Annotated in this window: 12 protein-coding genes; 6 read left to right on the forward strand and 6 right to left on the reverse strand. The window is 69.9% G+C overall.

Annotation, left to right across the window (positions count from 1 at the left end; all coding sequences use genetic code 11):
* Positions 1–57: 57 nt before the first annotated feature.
* A complete protein-coding gene (locus tag EV386_RS18395; RefSeq protein WP_165399963.1) occupies positions 58–225 on the forward strand; it encodes a hypothetical protein in 168 nt (55 codons plus the stop codon).
* Positions 226–232: 7 nt separating this feature from the next.
* Here the strand turns inward: EV386_RS18395 and EV386_RS15435 are convergent, their stop codons facing one another.
* From EV386_RS15435 to EV386_RS15440, 3 genes are all read right to left on the reverse strand, one after another.
* Positions 233–757 carry a DUF1697 domain-containing protein gene (locus EV386_RS15435; RefSeq protein WP_130416210.1) on the reverse strand — a complete coding sequence of 175 codons (525 nt, stop codon included), beginning with the start codon at positions 755–757 and terminating at the stop codon, positions 233–235.
* Between the two features lie 46 nt (positions 758–803).
* Complete coding sequence (locus tag EV386_RS18400; RefSeq protein WP_165399964.1) at positions 804–956, reverse strand: hypothetical protein; 153 nt, start codon at positions 954–956, stop codon at positions 804–806.
* Positions 957–1,071: 115 nt separating this feature from the next.
* Positions 1,072–1,689, reverse strand: coding sequence for a hypothetical protein (locus EV386_RS15440; RefSeq protein ID WP_130416211.1), 618 nt, complete (start codon positions 1,687–1,689; stop codon positions 1,072–1,074).
* 137 nt (positions 1,690–1,826) lie between these two features.
* Between EV386_RS15440 and EV386_RS15445 the strand changes: the two genes are divergently transcribed.
* On the forward strand, positions 1,827–2,249 hold the full coding sequence (locus EV386_RS15445; RefSeq protein ID WP_130416212.1) for a hypothetical protein: 423 nt from the start codon (positions 1,827–1,829) through the stop codon (positions 2,247–2,249).
* A gap of 79 nt (positions 2,250–2,328) precedes the next feature.
* A complete protein-coding gene (locus tag EV386_RS15450) occupies positions 2,329–3,669 on the forward strand; it encodes a GmrSD restriction endonuclease domain-containing protein (protein ID WP_242607996.1) in 1,341 nt (446 codons plus the stop codon).
* Between the two features lie 4 nt (positions 3,670–3,673).
* Here EV386_RS15450 and EV386_RS15455 read toward each other — a convergent pair whose 3' ends face one another.
* Both EV386_RS15455 and EV386_RS15460 read right to left on the reverse strand, forming a co-directional pair.
* Positions 3,674–4,915 (reverse strand): sensor histidine kinase, encoded by a 1,242-nt coding sequence (locus tag EV386_RS15455; protein WP_130416213.1) that lies wholly within the window; start codon positions 4,913–4,915, stop codon positions 3,674–3,676.
* Positions 4,912–5,577, reverse strand: a complete 666-nt coding sequence (locus EV386_RS15460) for a response regulator transcription factor (protein WP_242607997.1) — start codon at positions 5,575–5,577, stop codon at positions 4,912–4,914. Before EV386_RS15460 ends, EV386_RS15455 begins: the two co-directional genes overlap by 4 nt.
* A gap of 74 nt (positions 5,578–5,651) precedes the next feature.
* Between EV386_RS15460 and EV386_RS15465 the strand changes: the two genes are divergently transcribed.
* Positions 5,652–6,308: a nucleoside/nucleotide kinase family protein gene (locus EV386_RS15465; protein WP_130416214.1), complete on the forward strand. Its 657-nt coding sequence runs from the start codon at positions 5,652–5,654 to the stop codon at positions 6,306–6,308.
* Positions 6,309–6,330: 22 nt separating this feature from the next.
* Here the strand turns inward: EV386_RS15465 and EV386_RS15470 are convergent, their stop codons facing one another.
* Complete coding sequence (locus EV386_RS15470) at positions 6,331–7,068, reverse strand: VOC family protein (RefSeq protein WP_130416215.1); 738 nt, start codon at positions 7,066–7,068, stop codon at positions 6,331–6,333.
* A gap of 108 nt (positions 7,069–7,176) precedes the next feature.
* Here EV386_RS15470 and EV386_RS15475 point away from each other — a divergent pair, with 108 nt between their 5' ends.
* Positions 7,177–8,553: a lyase family protein gene (locus tag EV386_RS15475; protein WP_130416216.1), complete on the forward strand. Its 1,377-nt coding sequence runs from the start codon at positions 7,177–7,179 to the stop codon at positions 8,551–8,553.
* Positions 8,554–9,174: 621 nt separating this feature from the next.
* Positions 9,175–16,305 carry a Spy0128 family protein gene (locus EV386_RS15480; RefSeq protein ID WP_165399965.1) on the forward strand — a complete coding sequence of 2,377 codons (7,131 nt, stop codon included), beginning with the start codon at positions 9,175–9,177 and terminating at the stop codon, positions 16,303–16,305.
* Positions 16,306–16,509 lie beyond the last annotated feature (204 nt).

Consider the following 16,509-nt stretch of genomic DNA (forward strand, 5'->3'; position numbering starts at 1 on the left):
CGCCCGCACCTCGCCCGCCCCCGACCCACACCCCCGGCCATCCCCAAGGAGACCTCGATGTGTTACCCCGTCACCTGCTCGACCTGCGGCAAGACGACCTGGGCGGGCTGCGGCCAGCACGTGGACAGCGTCAAGGACCAGGTGCCGCCCGCCCAGTGGTGCGGTGGGCACGACGACGCCCCGCAGGGCAAGGGCGGACTGCTGGGGCGGCTATGGGGGCGCTGAGCGTCGGTCAGCCGGGGGTGCGGGCCTCGGCCAGCGCGACCAGCCGTGCGACCGTGTTGACGTTGCGGGCCGTGCCCTGCGCGGCGGCCGGAACCCGCAGGCGCGAGCGCCCCATCCCGTTCGGATAGTGCACGTACAAGACCCGCTCGCCGAGATGGACAACCTCGCCGTCGTCGGCGCGCGAGACGGTGTCGAGGGCGTCTGACGGTGCCGCTCCCGGCAGGAAGACGACGGCCACCCGGTTGCCGGGCGCCTCGTCGAAGGGGTTCGCGTCGAGCACGCGGCGCAACTCGCCCGGGCTGCGCACCAGGACGCCCACCGGCCTGCCCGCGTACGCCCCGAGCGCACGCTCGAGCCTCCGGCCGACCGTGGCCTCCTCGTCGTCGGACTCCAGGAGCAGGTTGCCGCTCGCGATGTACGTCTCGACGCCGGTGAAGCCGACGTCCTGCGCGAGCCGCCGCAGGTCGGCCATGGGCAGCTTGCCCGTGCCGCCGACGTTGACCGCGCGCAGCAGCGCGATGTGGGTGCTCACGGGGTGACGGTAGGCGCCGTCGGCGGCCCGCGCACGGGCAGGTGAGTCAGGCGAGAATCCGGGCGAGCCCCGCCGCGACGACGGCGAGCGCCGACGCCGCAGACAGGACGCCGAGGGCGACCGACTCGGCGCGCGGGCGGGCGGTCGAGGTCAGGCTCGCGACCTCGCGGGGGCTGAGGGGGTGCAGGTGCGTGGTCATGCCATCGACGCTACGGACGGCGCGCGGCGACGTCGTCGGACCTGCGGTGGAACCTGTGGACGACGGCGTCCGACCGCGGGATGAGGGTCGTGTGCGGCCCTACGCCGCAGGTGGGTCAGGCGGCGCGGCCGCCCATGTCGACGGCGACCCGCCCGGCGACGTACGCGGCGTTGGCTCGCAGCACCTCGCCCGGCGTCAGGGGCAGGCACGCCTCCCAGTCCTGAAGTGGCGAGCCGCGCAACTGAGGCAGCCGGGCGGGGCGCCCGAACAGGAACACGTGCAGGTGCGCCGAGCCGTCACCGTACTTGCCGACGTGCGCGCGCCCGACGCTCGGCAGCGCCTCCATGGCCGCCGCGACCGACACCAGAAGCTGGCCCAGCTCCGCCGCGAGCTCGGTCGTCAGCCCCGGCAGGTCGTGGTGGGCGCGCGGCCCCAGGCTGAGCGTCAGGGGCAGGCTCGACGGCTCGACCAGCCGCAGCACCCACCGCTCGTTGCCCCACACCTCGCCGTGGGCGCCGTCGGGCGAGGCGCACCAGCACTCGGCGGGGTCCTCGCCGCGGCGGGGCGGCTCGACGTCGGCCAGCGGCTCCAGCGGCTTGAGGCGCAGCGAGGCGGCCTCGAACGGGAAGACGTCCCAACTGAGCGGCCCGTCGGTGACCAGCGGCAGGCGGCCGCCCGCGTCCGTCGCGGCGGCGAGGCGGGCGTAATACGACTCGGCGGACTCCGGCTCCATCACACCATCCAACCAGGCGCGCGTGATCCCCGACAGGTCGCGGCGCCGGCGACAGTCGGGGTGGACGCGCGTCAACCGCACACGGGGCGCTGCGCCGCACGCCGTCGCCCGCGCGCACCAGATGTCAGACTTCGGGGGTGAGTGAGGAGTGGATGGCGCAGCGCACCGAGGCCGCGCGGGTGCAGGCCGACCGGTTGCGCGCGCGGCAGGACGCCGTGCACGAGCAGGCCGAGGGGCTGCTGCGCGAGTTCCTGCCCGTCGTGCTCGCCCACGGCCCCGCGCCCACGCCCCTGCGCGTGCGCGGCTACGGCGGCCGCGGCGAGGCCCGCACCCCGCTGCGCGGTTGGCACCTGCGCCTGGACCGCACGGCCGCGCTGGGGGCCGACGGCCACTTCTACGTGCTCATCGCCCCGCTCTCGGCGCTCGACCGCGTGCGCGGCGTGCGCCCGGCGCCGGCTCGCCCGCCCATGGTGCTGGGGGAGGGCGGCAAGGACGGCGAGTCGGTCGAGTTGCCCGTCGCGCTCGAACGCGTGCTGCCGGGGTGGCGCGAGCTCGCCTGACGGGTGATGGCGCGCATCGAAAGCCATTTTCACCCGCGAAACGCCCAGATCGGGCGCGCGAGACGGCACAGTTGTCCGCGTGAGCCTCGTTGACACCCATCGCCCCTCGTTCTGGATCGGGATCTGCGGCCTGCTGCTCGCCGGGCTGATCGGCCTCGTCGGGGGACTGAGCGGCATGCTGGCGTTCGCGCTGCTCTACCTGGCCGCCAGCGCAGCCTGGGGTGTGCTCACCACGCGCACCTGGTGGGGGCGCATGCGCCGGCGCACCGCGTCCGCGGTGGGCGCCGGATCGCTGGTCGCCGTGCTGGTCGTCGCCGGGGCCGCCGGGGCGTCCGACGACGTCGGCGCGCGGGGGGCGCTCGCCGCGTCGTCGGTGAGCGCGCCGTCGCCCGACGCGGAGTCGGCCGTGGCGGGCGAGACGCCCAGCGACATGGCGAGCGACATGGCGAACGAGGTGGCGAGTGAGGAGCCGAGCGCCACGCCGAGCGAGCCGGTGGCCGAGCCGCCCGCGGCAGCGGCGGACACGGGCGCGACGGAGACGGGCGCGACGGAGACGGGCGCAGAGGGGCCCAGCGCGGCGCTCGCGGCCGTCGCGACGCTCACCGTCAAGGGCCGCGCCCCGATGACCGGGTACGACCGCGACCTGTTCGGCCCGGCGTGGGCCGACGTCGACCGCAACGGCTGCGACACGCGCAACGACATCCTCGCGCGCGACCTGACCGACATCGCCACCAAGGCCGGCACGCACGGCTGCGTGGTGCTGACCGGCACGTTCGCCGACCCGTATTCGGGCGAGACGATCGCCTTCCAACGCGGGCAGGACACCAGCGCGCAGGTGCAGATCGATCATGTGGTGGCGCTCGCGGACGCGTGGCAGAAGGGTGCGCAGCAGTGGGCGCCCGAGACCCGCAAGGCGTTCGCGAACGACCCGCTCAACCTGCTCGCCTCCAAGGGCTCGGTCAACCAGGCGAAGGGCGCCGGCGACACCGCCACATGGCTGCCGCCGAACAAGGCGTTCCGGTGCGCGTACGTCGCACGGCAGGTGGCGGTCAAGGCCTCCTACGGTCTGTGGGTCACGGCGCCCGAGCGCGACGCCATGGCGCGCGTGCTGGGCGCCTGCCCCGACGAGCCGCTGCCGTCGGGTGGGTCGGCCGGGCTGGTTGTCGCCCCGCCTGCGGCGCCCGCGCCCGCCCCGGCTCCTGCTCCGGCGCCCGACCCGGCGCCTGCGCCTGCCCCTGCCCCCGCGCCTGCCCCGGCGCCCGCTCCGGAGCCCGCGCCCGCTCCGGCTCCGGTCGACGCGAGCGTCTACTTCAAGAACTGCACGGCGGCCCGGGACGCGGGCGCGGCCCCGCTCTTCGCGGGGCAGCCGGGCTACCGCTCGGCCCTCGACCGTGACGGCGACGGCGTGGCCTGCGAGTAGCGGCTCACTCCGCGGGGGGTGTGCCCGGCTCGGTCGCGCCGGGGGTGCGGTCGAACGGCAGCGAGACGCGCACGCGCGCTCCACCCAGCGGGCTGGGTCCGAGCCGCAGCGACCCGCCGCGCGACTGGAGCCGTTCGGCGTGCCGGGCCAGCCCGAACAGCTCGGGCTCGCCGTCGGGCAGGCCCGTGCCGTCGTCGTCCACGGTGACGTCGAGCAGCCATGGGCCGCCCGGAGCGGACCGGTCGGCCGGGCGCACCTCGGCGGCGACGCGCACCTGCGTCGCGCGCCCGTGTTTGAGCGCGTTGGTCACGGCCTCCTCGACGGTGTAGACCGCCACGAGGCGCTCGGCGAGCGGCAGCGGCTCCTGGCCGGCGTCGGACAGGCGCCGGTACTCGGGGCCGATCTCCAGCGACGTCGCCAGGCGCACCGGCAGCCGGCGCAGCATCTGCTCGATGGCGCGGTGCGCGCCCAGCTCGACGCCCGAGGGGAACACCGCGTGGCTCAGTGAGCGCACCTCCTGGTCGCGGACCTCCTCCAGTCGTTCGGCCCACTCGCGCAACTCGGCCGCCGCCGCCTCATCGGTGGTGGCCAGCCGCGCCGCGAGCCCGTCGAGACCCGCGGTGACCGCGACCAACCGGTGCTGCAGCGTGCCGTGGAGCTGGTCGGAGACCATGCGGCGCACGCGCATCTCCTCGGTCTGCAGCTCCTCGACGGCGCGGGCCGCACGCCGGGCCTCGCGCAGCCTGCGGGTCTCCTCGTCGCGCGCGCGGGTCACGAGTTGCGCGGTGAGCACGCCCGCGCTCACCGCGACGAATCCGGCCGCGAAGCCCGCGACCCACTCGGCGATCGCGAAGACGGCGCCCGACGGCGTCGAGTAGATGGCCCGCAGCCCGGCGACGCGCGGCAAGGACGCCACCAGCGCCACCGCCGCGATGATCAGGTATCGGGTCCGCGGCGGCCACGACATCGGGCGCAGCGCGAACGTGCCGGCCACGACGAGCAGCCCGTAGCCGAGGTTGACGCCGGTGACCCCGAGGGCCTGGGCGAGCGTCGCGGCGCCCGTGAGCTGGGACGCGGTGTACCACCCGCCCCACCCGGCCCACTGCGCGAGCGACATGAGCGCAAACAGCAGCGCGTTGGTCGACGCGAGCACGACGCCCATGCGGGTCGTCGCGTGCCGGGTGAGGTCGGCCCGCAGCGCCGGGAGGCGTTCGGCGCGGCGAGTGGGGCCGGGCGCGGAGGTCATGTCCGCCACGCACGCCCGGTCTGCTCGATGAACGCGAGCACGGCCGCGACGCGCCGGTTGCTGCCGTCGCCGTCGATCCCCAGGCGCTGGTAGATGGACTTCAGGTGGCTCTCGACCGACCGCGTGTTGATGCCGAGCCGTTCGGCCGCCGCCTGGTTCGACAGACCCTCCGCGACCAGCCGCAGCACACCGAACTGCGCGGGCGTGAGGTCGGCCACCGCCGAGCCGGTGCGCGGCTCGGAGCGCTGCACCAGGTACGGGTCGACGACGACCTGCCCCTCCGCGGTCGCCGCGACGGCGCGCACCAGCACGTCGCGCGCGAAGCTCGACCGCTTCGACAGGTAGCTCCACGCCTTGGGCGCCTCCTCCTGCACCGAGGTGAACAGGCCCATGACGTCCTCGGCCGACAGCAGCATGATCGCGAGGTTCGGGTCCTGCCGCTGCAGTTGCACGCCCAGCGCGACGCCGTTGCCGTCGGGCAGGTGCACGTCGAGCAGCGCGACGTCGATCGATCCAGGGGTGAACACCAGGCGCGCCTCCGTGGCTCCCGGCACCGCGTGAACGACGCGCAGGTTCGGCTCGGCCGAGAGCGTCTGTTCGAGCATTCCGCGCATGAGCGCCTCGTCCTCGACGATTCCGACACGTACCACCTGATCCGTCACGGGACGATCGTATGGCGGCGATCGGAACATTGGGCTCACGTCATACCACTTCTGCACCATGACACCATGGCGCGGTGCGGGTTCTGCCCCTGACCTTCGACGCCCTGGTCACGCGCCTGGTGGCGCGCGCGCTGGACTGCCCCGAGGAGCCCGCGCGAGGCCCGGAGGGCACGACGGCGGTGCGGCTGCTCGTGGACGGGCACCCCGCCGCGCGGCCCGAGGCGCTCGCGGACGCGCTGGTCGACCCGCTGCGCGCGGCCGGGCGGCCCGTCGCGCGGGTGCGGCTGCGCGACTTCCTGCGCCCCGCGTCGTTGCGGCTTGAGCACGGGCGACGCGACGCCGACGCGCTGCTCGACGGCTGGGTCGACGCGGGCGCGCTCAACCGTGAGGTGCTCGGCGCCGTCGTCGAGCGCGGGCGCTACCTGCCGACACTGCGCGACCCGGTGACCGACCGCTCGACGCGCGCCCCGTACGTCACCGCGGCGCCGGGCGCCGTCGTCGTGCTCGACGGGTCGCTCGCCCTGGGGCTCGGGCTCGACGTCGACCTGACGGCGCACCTGGCGCTGTCGCGCGCGGCCGAGACGCGCGGCACCCCGCTCGACGACGCGTGGCAGCTCGCCGCCTATGACCGGTACCGCCGCGAGGTCGCCCCCGACAGGCGCGCCGACGTCGTCGTGCGCTTCGACGACCCACGGCATCCGGCGCTCGTGGAGCGAGCCGGGCGGGGCTGAGGCGTGGCCCCCTCCCGCGGCCTCATCCCCAGCACAGGCAGAACGGGTGCCCGGCCGGGTCCGCGAAGACGCGGAACGTCTCGCCCCCGCCCGGCAGGGCCGTGGCGCCGAGCGCGAGTGCGGCGGCCTGCGCGTCGTCGGGGTCGCGCTCGCCGATGCCCAGGTCGAGGTGGAGCTGCTGCGGGCGGGCCGGGTCGGGCCAGGCGGGGGCGTGGTAGTCGGCGACCTGCTGGAACAGGAGGGTGCGCTCGCCGCCCAGCATGGCCATGCCGTCGCCCTCGTAGGCGACCTCCTCGCCCAGCAGGCTCGCCCAGAAGCGCGCGGCGGCGCCGGCGTCGGGCACGTCGAACGTCAGCGCCCACACTGCGGCGTGGTCGACCTCGTCGCTCACGCACAGGTCGAAGGGGTGCCCGGCGGGGTCGGCAAGCGTGTTCCACGTCGGGTTCTCACGCAGCACCGTGGCGCCCGCCGCGACCGCGGCGGCCGTGGCGGCGGGCAGGTCGGGAACCCGCAGGTCCAGGTGGAGCTGCTGCGGGCGCTCCTGCCCGGGCCACTGCGCGCGCTGGAGGTCGGGGGCGGGCTGAAACCCCACCAGCCAGCCCTCGCGGGTGCCCAGCACCAGGAACTGCCCGTCGTCGTCGGCCTCCTGAAGCACCCGCGACGGCGCGACCTGCTGCCAGAAGGCGCCCGCGGCGGCGACGTCGGGCACGTCGAGCACGACGGTCTCGACCACTCCCACACCACTCTTCGTTGTCCCCATACGCCCACAATCACCCGGGCTTGTGCCCCCCGCAACTGTCTCGGTCCGCGCTCCCGCCCGCCGCGCGGGCCGCTCGTGCGCGAGGATGCCGAGCAGGGAGGTGGTCGTGTGATCGTCGCGCCGTTCGGACGGTTCACCGAGGGGCGCGTGCCCGACCCCGGGATCGCGGCGCTGTTCTCGCGTGAGCACCGCTGGCAGGCCCGGCTCGACGTCGAGGCGGCGTTGGCGCTCGCGGAGGCTGACGCGGGCCTGGTGCCGCTTGAGTCGGCGAAGGCGATCGCGCTGACGGCGCGGCTGGAGAAGCTCGACATCAAGCGGGTGCTCGCCGCGACCACGGAGGCCAGCCACCCCCTGGTGCCACTCATCGAGGAGTTCGCGCGCGTCGTCGGGACGCAGCACGGCGGGTGGGTGCACTGGGGCGCGACGACGCAGAACGTCACGCAGACCGCGGACGTGCTGGTGCTGCGCGAGGCGCACACCAAGATCAAGGAGCTGGTGGGCGCGGCGTTGCGGTCCGGTGCGGAGCAGGCGCGGCGCTCGGCCGCGCTGCCGCTCGCCGGGCGCACGCACTCCCAGCACGCGGTGCCGATCACGTTCGGATTCAAGGTGGCCGTGTGGATCGACGAGCTCGTCGCGCACGCCGACCGGCTCGAACGGGTCGAAGAGCGGCTGTTCTGTGTGCTCATGGGTGGTGCGGTGGGCACGTTCGCGTCGTTCGGCGCGGCCGGGCGCGCCGTCGAGGCCGGGGTGGCGCGACGGCTGGGTCTGCGCCCCATGCGCGTGCCGTCACGGGCCATCAACGACGGCATCGTCGAGTATGTGCTGGTGCTGGCGCAGATCGCCGGCACCATCGGCAAGATCGCCAAAGACGTGTACGCGCTCATGCAGCCCGAGTTCGGCGAGGCGTTCGAGCCCATCCCGCCCGGCACCGTCGGGTCCTCGACCATGCCGCACAAGCGCAACCCGCAGTTGGTGCTCGACATGTTGACCATGTCGGCCGAGCTGCGCGCCCTGGCCGCGCCCGCGCTCGAGTCGATGCTGCACGACCACGAGGCCAACGGGGCGATGACGGCGCTGCTGGAGGACATCTCGGCCTCGGCCACGGTGCTGGCCGGCGACATGCTCGCGCGGCTCGACGTCGTGCTCGGAGGGCTGGAGCTCGACGGCGAGCGGATGCGGGCCAACCTGCGGCTGTCGGCCGGGATGATCGGGTCCGAGTCGCTCATGCTCGCGCTGGGGGAGCGGATCGGGCGGCAGCGGGCGCACGAGGTGGTCTACGACGCCGCGCAGAAGGCCGCGGTGACCGACACCCCGTTCCTCGACCTGCTCGCGCAGGACTCGGTGGTGATGGGCGCGTTCACCGTCGAGGAGGTGCGCGAGCTGCTGGACCCGACGGGGTACCTGGGGCGGTCGGTGCAGATCGCCCACGCCATGGCGCAGGTCGCGGACGAGGTCGCGCAGCGGTTGGGCCCGGCGCGCGGCTGAGCGCTGGGATCGGGCGCCCAAGGGCCGTCTCGGAAGGTCGAGCGGGCGCCGACACATTGCGAGACGTGGTATACGCGCCCGCGTCTGCCTGGGTGGGCGGTTTGGGATGGGGATCGTTTTCGTTTTTGTGCGAATCGGGTCCCTGCGTGGCGATTTCAGCTCGGTTCTCACGGATGTGGTTGGACCACTATGACGGTGGGCCGCGACTCCTTGAAACATCAGGAATCGAGCGGACTTGCAGGGGTGGCGGACGCATGGACGAGCGTGCGTCGAAGGGGTCATGCGAAGCGGCGGTGTTCATCGGCGGGATCGGCGCCCGGCGGCCAGCGCCGTCGCATGTCGCCTCTCGAATTGTGACCTGCTAGCCAAAACGCGTCGCTTCTGCGCCTGTGTGGGACATATCGGTAACGATGAGGTAACGATCATCGGATGTTGGCGTCGTTGTCGATCAACCGCCGCCATGCGCCGCAAGGTCCGCGCGATCCGGTACTTAGCGTGAGGCACGCCCCTACGTAGGCGACGGCCGGGGGCGGCGCGAATCGCCGCGCGCACCGACGAGGGAGTACTGCCATGATCGCTCACCGATACCGCAGCAGGCGCCGCTCCGGCTATGCCTCGACCGTGGCCGCGATTCTCGCGTTGGCTCTTGTCGGTACGGGTGCAGTGGCGGTGGCCGGGCCCGAAGAGATGGTGGGCGCAGCGGCGGCTGACGATCCGTCAACAAGCACTGAGCGCCCGGACCACCTCGCGACGCCTGAGAAGCTCGTCGACCCAGAGACGCACCACGAGTATCCGGGTGCGAAGGACCCCGACTACTACGCCATCTCAAGCCAGGGGCCAGGCCGCATCTGGACCGACAAGACCGTCTTCAAGAATGACGTTCCGGTGCCTCCAGGAATGGAAGGCGAAGAAGACCCGGGACCTCTTGTCGTCGGCCCGGATGAACTTGCCGTCGCACTGTCCGCAGTCGGATCGACGCGCCACGTGATGAGCTCGGTGCCAGTGCCGATCGACGTCGTGCTCGTTCTCGACAACTCATACTCCATGAGGCAGTGTGTCGGAAACACTGAAACCTGCGACGAGACGGGTGCGACAACGGCGCCCCGGTCGTGGCTCAACTCTCGTGCGTATGCCATGGTGGACGCAGTCAACTCGGCGATCTCCATCATCCAGGCGGACAACGACGCCAACAAAGTCGCCCTCGTGTTGTTCGGCAACAACGCCGAGGTGCTCGAAGGGCTTGCCCCGCCGACAAAGATCAAAGACTCTGAGGCATACATCTCCTTGACGCGCGGGTCGGGTGGCGCGCTGACGTTGCAGACTGCGACCCAAACACGGACCGTCGGGACGCAAGGCGGAACTCAATCCACGAACATCCAACGAGGTGTGACGACCGGCATGGGCTTGCTCGCGAACCCGAGCGAACCTGTCACGGGACTGAACCAGCGCGTGCCCAACGTCATCCTCTTCACCGACGGCGAACCCACGCTCTCAGCGACCTCACCCTCCTGGTGGAACCCCACGGACGACGGAACCCACGGACCGAGCGCACCGGCGACCCAGAACAACCCCGCGCAGTACTACGGGAACGGATTCAAGGCGGCGCTGGCGGCTTCCCTGCTCAAGGAGAAGATCAGGGCGGCCTACAACGACGACGACTACAACAGGGCCCACGGAGTCAACGGAGTGGAGTCCAGTGTCTACACCGTCGGTCTCGGGATCCCAGGTCTGATCGGACAAGGTCAGGACCTCGCGTATGCGACGCTCGACCCAGCGATGAAGCGCGAGGACGTGGTACAGAACGACATGGATAGGAGCTTCAGCGGCGCCCTCGATCAGTACCTTTCGGGCGTTGAACCTTTCTCCGTCCTTGTGGATAGGAGAAACAACTCTAATGTGGACTATCCCGTCACGCACCCAACGGACGAGGACTATTCTTCCTTTGACCTCGAGAGAGTTAGCGACTTCGCATACAACACCGACTTCTTCGCCCCTGTTACGACCGATGACCTGAAGGACTCGTTCGAAGAGATCGCGGAGACAATCGTCGACGCGGCGCCGAACTTCCCCGTCGCCGTCGGATCCGACGGGGCCAATGCCGACGGGTATGTCACATTTATCGATCAACTCGGGTCCTACATGCACGTCACCGACATGAGCCGAATCGCATTCTGCTCGTTTGACGACCGGGCGATGGAGGAAGCCGAGCCCGGCGATGTTGAGACCGATTGTGTCGCGACGACGTTCACGGTCAAGAGCAGCGTGCAGCAGAGTCAGAACGTGGACGCATACGAGTTCGCGGGTTCGTACGACGCCAACTCAATCATGCCGGGCGCGACGGAACTGACGGCAATCAAGATCACTGTGGCCAGGAGCGATGACCTCAGCGTCGGAGACACCGTGACCGTCCGCGTGCCGGTCGGCCTCCTGCCCGTGTATGACAAGCGTGTCACTCTCGACGAGAACGGCGACCCGAAGAGCATCGCCTCTTTCGTCTCGCACCCCTTGCACGTCTACTACAAGGTGGCACCGAAGAGCGCAGTGCTCGAGTTCCTCGCAAACCCCGTCCCAACTGACCCAGGCGCTGAGCACTTGTTGTCCGCTGCCGAACGGGTTGCGTTGACCAATTACATCTCCGGGAACTCTGTTGACGGCAAGGTACGGTTCTATTCGAACGCCTACAACGACGGCGCCGCGGAAGGACTCACCACTGCCTCCTTCACGCCGTCGCTCCGCAACGACTTCTATCGCATCTCGGCTGCGTCGCCGCTCTTCATGGACGCGCAGGTGAGCGAGCCGCTCACGCAAGCCGACTGGGGAGACCGGAGTACCCCGGTCTACTACCAGGATGTCGTTTACACACGCCCCGACGGAACGACGCCAGAACGGACGCTTCTGACGATCGGCACAACGATCGGCGACCTGCGGGATGCGGGATTCAACCCGACCGCGGCGCAGGGACAGATCGTCGCGCCCGCCGGCCTGCTTGACATCGGCGCCGAACGCATCCAGAGCCTCGACTATGACAAGTGCTCGAATGCCACTTGGGATTACGATGCTCCCACCTGTGTCGGTGGTTCGGGAAACAACACCGGGACCGCGACCTCTGTGCGCACGACGCGCAGTGCGATCACGTCGACAAGTGGGCCCGACGGCGTCGTCACCGTCGCGCTCGGTAATAACGGAACGCTCGACTACCCGGCGCCGGGAACCCTACGGGTGTCGAAGTCTGTTGTGTTCGACGAGAGCGCTGGCCTTCACCCGCAGGCCTCGACGCCGTTCACGTTCCAGCTCGATGTGGCCCGGTCGGAGGAAGCGGCGCAGGACGACGAGGCGCCGTTGGCAGAATCGTTCCTGGCGTCGGTTTATCGCAGCGATCACTCGCTCGACCGCAACATCATAGTCGAGAACCATGATCAGTTCACCCTGTTCGCGGACGAGTACGCGATCTTCTACGGGCTCCCTGCAGGGGCCGAGTACGTCGTGACCGAAGTCGAGTCTGAGATTCCTCCGGGGTATTACCTCGAGAGTCCGGATGGCCCGCCTGCAGGTGTGATTCCCTCTCCGCCGGCGAGCGGGAGTTCAGCGGACTTCGTCAACCGCTACGAACCTGCGAGTGCCGTTTCCGATGGGCCATCGGTCCAAAAGGTTATTGAGGGTCGCAGTTGGCGCGAAGACGACACCTTCCAATTCTCTCTGTGCGATGAGGTGCAGACCTGTAGGACTGTTGACGTAACGAGCGGCGCAGCCGTCTCGTTCCCGCCGATCGAGTTCGAGTCAGCGGGCGAGTACGCCTACACGATCTACGAGCGCGACGATTATGCTGTGGACCCGGCGCTCTCGTTCTCTTCGGCGGCCTACTCGTGGGTGGTGACGGTCTCGGATGAAGGCGACGGCGTGCTGCACGCGTCCGCCGTGCTCACCCCAGTCCGCGACGACGACGGCACCGTTCTCTCCCCTGCCTCGGCAGTGGACGTCGCTTCCTTTGTCAACACGTGGGACGACGGTGAGGTGGGCGGCACGCTGCAGGCGACGAAGCAGGTCAATGACCTCACGAGCTCTGATGGCACCGTATGGCGGAGCCCGACGCTGGCGCATGAATTTCTCTACAAGTCCCTCGGCGCCGATCTCGAGAAGCCGCCGGGCGACCGCACTGGCGTCGAGGGACCGTCGTTCGGGGAGAAGGGAATCGTAGTCACGAATGTGCCGGGTCAGAGTATCGTCCACTCGCCACGCCTGTCGTTCACCGCAATTCACGCGGGACACACATTCTACTACTCGGTAGAGGAAGTGGACCCGAACGATTCGGACTCTTTCGTCTCCTACGACGCGCGCGTCTACTTCTATGCAATTCGCGTGGCTCTGGAAGATCTGGGTGAGACGCCGGATGGAGCAGAGGGGCCAATGGACCTCACAGCGTTCTCTGAGCGTTGTGTGACGACGAAGGACGAGATCAGTGAGGCGAGTCCCTACGGTGAGTGTGATCCAGGTCCCGGCACGTACGGCGTCGACGTCCCTGCGGCATTCGAGAACACCTATGACGCGGGCGAGGCATCGGCCAATATCACGGGCACAAAGTCGCTTGTCGGGCGCGAATGGGCGGACGGCGAGGAGTTCACGTTCACGCTCGAAGCATGCGACGCGTTGACCGAGGCTGCGCTTGACGACGGGACGGTGACGATCCCTGAGGTTCAGGTGACGGCCTCGGCGACGGGAGTGGCAGACGCGCGATTCGCCTTCGAATCACTGACGTTTGCGAAGCAGGGCACGTACACGTTCTGTGTCCGAGAGGTCGCCCCAACTGACGACGGCAGTGGGATGGTCTACGACCGGGATCCTGTGACATACACGGTCAAGGTCACGAACCCCGATGACGCCGGAGACGCGAACCTCGCGGTTGAGGTCACGGCGAGCGGGACGAAGCAGGGATTCGTCAACACGTACATCCCAAGCCCGGCGACGGCCACACCGACGTTCAGGAAGGTGCTCCAGGGACGCGCGTGGTCGGCGTCCGACGTTTTCATCTTTGATCTGAAGGCCCAAGAAGGAGCGCCACTGCCAGCGAGGACGGAGGTGACAGTGGACTCGGGCGCGGGGGCGACGCCGTTTGGCTTCGGTGACATCACTTTCCACGCGAAGGGCACCTACACCTACACGGTGACGGAACGAACACCCGTCCCCGCGCCGTCATGGATGGATTATGCGGACCCCATCACGGTGACGATCGTGGTCGAGGACGATGGGATCGGCGCCTTGTCGATCACGAGCATCGAGTACTCAAACTCGACTGGGGCGTTCGTCAACACGTACTCGGCGAGCCTTCCGTGGCGGCTCGACCTCACAAAGTCGCTCGTAGGCCGGCCAATGAGCGCTGGGGAGTTCGAGTTCACCGTGACGCCGCAGGACGCGGCAACGATCAGCCGTTTCGGCGCCGAGCCTGGAGCACCGGTGCCAACTCTGCTGAGCGCAGCGAACACGCCCGTGACGATGACGGGCCTGGTCGCGACGTTCACGCAAGACGACATCGGCGCGCGGTACTGCTGGGACGTCAGAGAGGTGGTGCCGCCAGCACCGCTCCCCGGCGTCACTTACGACGGAGTGCTGTACGTCGTCTGCACAGTGGTCGCTGACCGCGGCGAAGGAGTGCTCGCTGCGGAGACGACCGTCGCGGGGTACGGCGGCGTGAGTGGCGGCAGCACCGTGACCTCCACGGTGACCACCACGGACCCCGAGCCTCATTGGCCGGTCGCGACGTTCGCCAACACCTTCCACCCCTCGTCCTGGTCGCTGGCTAAGTCGAGCAACCCGGCGGACCGCGCGGTTGATCGCGGCGGACTCATCACCTACACGGTGACTGCCACCAACACGGGCGGCGAGGGCGCAGAGCCCCCCACCGGCCTCGTCATCACCGACGACCTGAGCGGAGTGCTGGATGGGGACAACGCGACCTTCGTCGAGTTCCTCGAACCATATTCAGGCACGGCGTCGTTCGATCCGATCCACCAGAGCATCACGTGGGTGTTTGGATCGCTCGCTGACCAGGAGAGCCTCACGTACACCGTTCGGGTCAGTGAGAAGGCTTACGGCGTGACGTTGCGCAACGTCGTCACTGGCACGGCCAGCGGCAGCCCGGAGACTGTGGAAGACGACCTCCCGCCAACCACGTGTGCGGCGGGCACTCCCTTCGACGAAATCGGCGCCGAGTGCATGACGGAGCACGTGACGGATCCGACGTGGTCGTTGAAGAAGACGAGTAGCGACAACGATGGCAAGGCAGAGCCCGGCCAGCTCATTGTCTACGCGGTGGAGGCCGCGCCGGTCGGAGGAAGCGTCGACGGTCTGACCGATCTGGTCGTCACCGATGACCTGTCCGACGTGCTCGGCGACGGCAAGGCGACCTTCGTGGAGGTGCTCGACCACCAGGACGCGGCGAAGCTCAGCGAAGACGGCATGACGCTCGTGTGGAGGATCGACAAGCTCACCGAGCCCACCGTGCTCCACTACTCGGTGCAGGTCGCCGACGACGCCTACGGCGTGTCGCTGCGCAACGTGGTCACAGGCTCGGGCGGCACGGATCGCGACGAGGACGGCGAGGGCGACTTCCCTCCGATGTCGTGCGCCGAAGGAACCCCGAACGCGTTGCTGGTCGAAGAGTGCATCACCACGCACGCTACGGACCCGGTCTGGCGGCTGAGCAAGACGAGCACCGACACCACCGGCACGGTGGCGCCCGGATCGAGGATCACCTTCACGGTGACCGCCTCGGCGATCGGCGAGGAGTATGCGACGGTGCCGGGCGTCGTCGTCACGGATGACCTGTCCGACCTGCTGACGCACGCGACGCTCATCGATGGTTCGATCACGGCGAGCAGAGGCTCCGCGAAGGTCGCGGACGACGGGCAGAGCATCGAGTGGAGCGTTGGCGCCCTCACCCGTGAGGCGACCTTGACGTACACCGTCATCGTCGACGCCGACGCCTACGGAGTCACGCTGCGCAATGTCGTCACCGGCATGGGCGGGGTGGACCCCGACGAGCCGGGCGACCCCGTCCCGCCCGAGACCTGCGTTGACGGTGTCGAGGTCGAAGACCTTGATGAGGTGTGCGTGACCGTCCACACGATCGACCCGACCTGGTCGCTGACCAAGTCGAGTGACGACCAGGACGGCAAGGCCGATCGCGGCCAGGTCATCACCTACGCGCTGACCGCCACACCCCTCGGCGAGGACATCGACGGTCTGACCGACCTGGTCGTCACCGATGACCTGTCCGACGTGCTCGGCGACGGCAAGGCGACCTTCGTGGAGGTGCTCGACCACCAGGACGCGGTCACGCGCAGCGACGACGGCATGACGCTTGAGTGGAGGATCGACAAGCTCGCCGAGCCCACCGTGCTCCACTACTCGGTGCGGATCGCCGACGACGCCTATGGCGTCACGCTGCGCAATGTCATCACGGGCACGGGAGGCGCCGGCAGGCTCCCGCCGACGTCGTGCGCGGCGCCTGACCTCATGCAGCCGCTGCTGTTCGACGCGGTCGCGCTGCTCGAGCCCGAGGCGACGTTCGTCGACCCCGCCTGCTCGACGACGCACGCGACGGCCCCGGCCCCGCCGAAGCTCCCGGTCACACCTCAGGGCATCGTGTCGCTGCCCCGCACCGGTGCGACAGTCGGCGTGCTGCTGCTTGTCGCGGGCGCGCTCGTGGGGATTGGGTACCCGCTGGCGCGACGGAGGGAGGACGACGCCGCCGTCTGACACGAAACTCTGGGCGGCGGGGGCCTCGCGCATCACGCGCCGGGCCCCCGCCGCGTCATTGTGTCGATGCGGAGACCCAGCGACGGCGCCTCCCGCCTCGTGGTGATCACGTGTCTGCAGCGAGCCGACGGGCCACGGCGGGCTCCGGAGAATCTGGTGCTGCGCGCGTCACGTGCGTGAGGCGTGCCGCGCGGCTCACCTCGT

Source organism: Xylanimonas ulmi, from assembly GCF_004216535.1.
In the GTDB taxonomy this organism is placed as follows: Bacteria; Actinomycetota; Actinomycetes; order Actinomycetales; family Cellulomonadaceae; genus Xylanimonas; species Xylanimonas ulmi.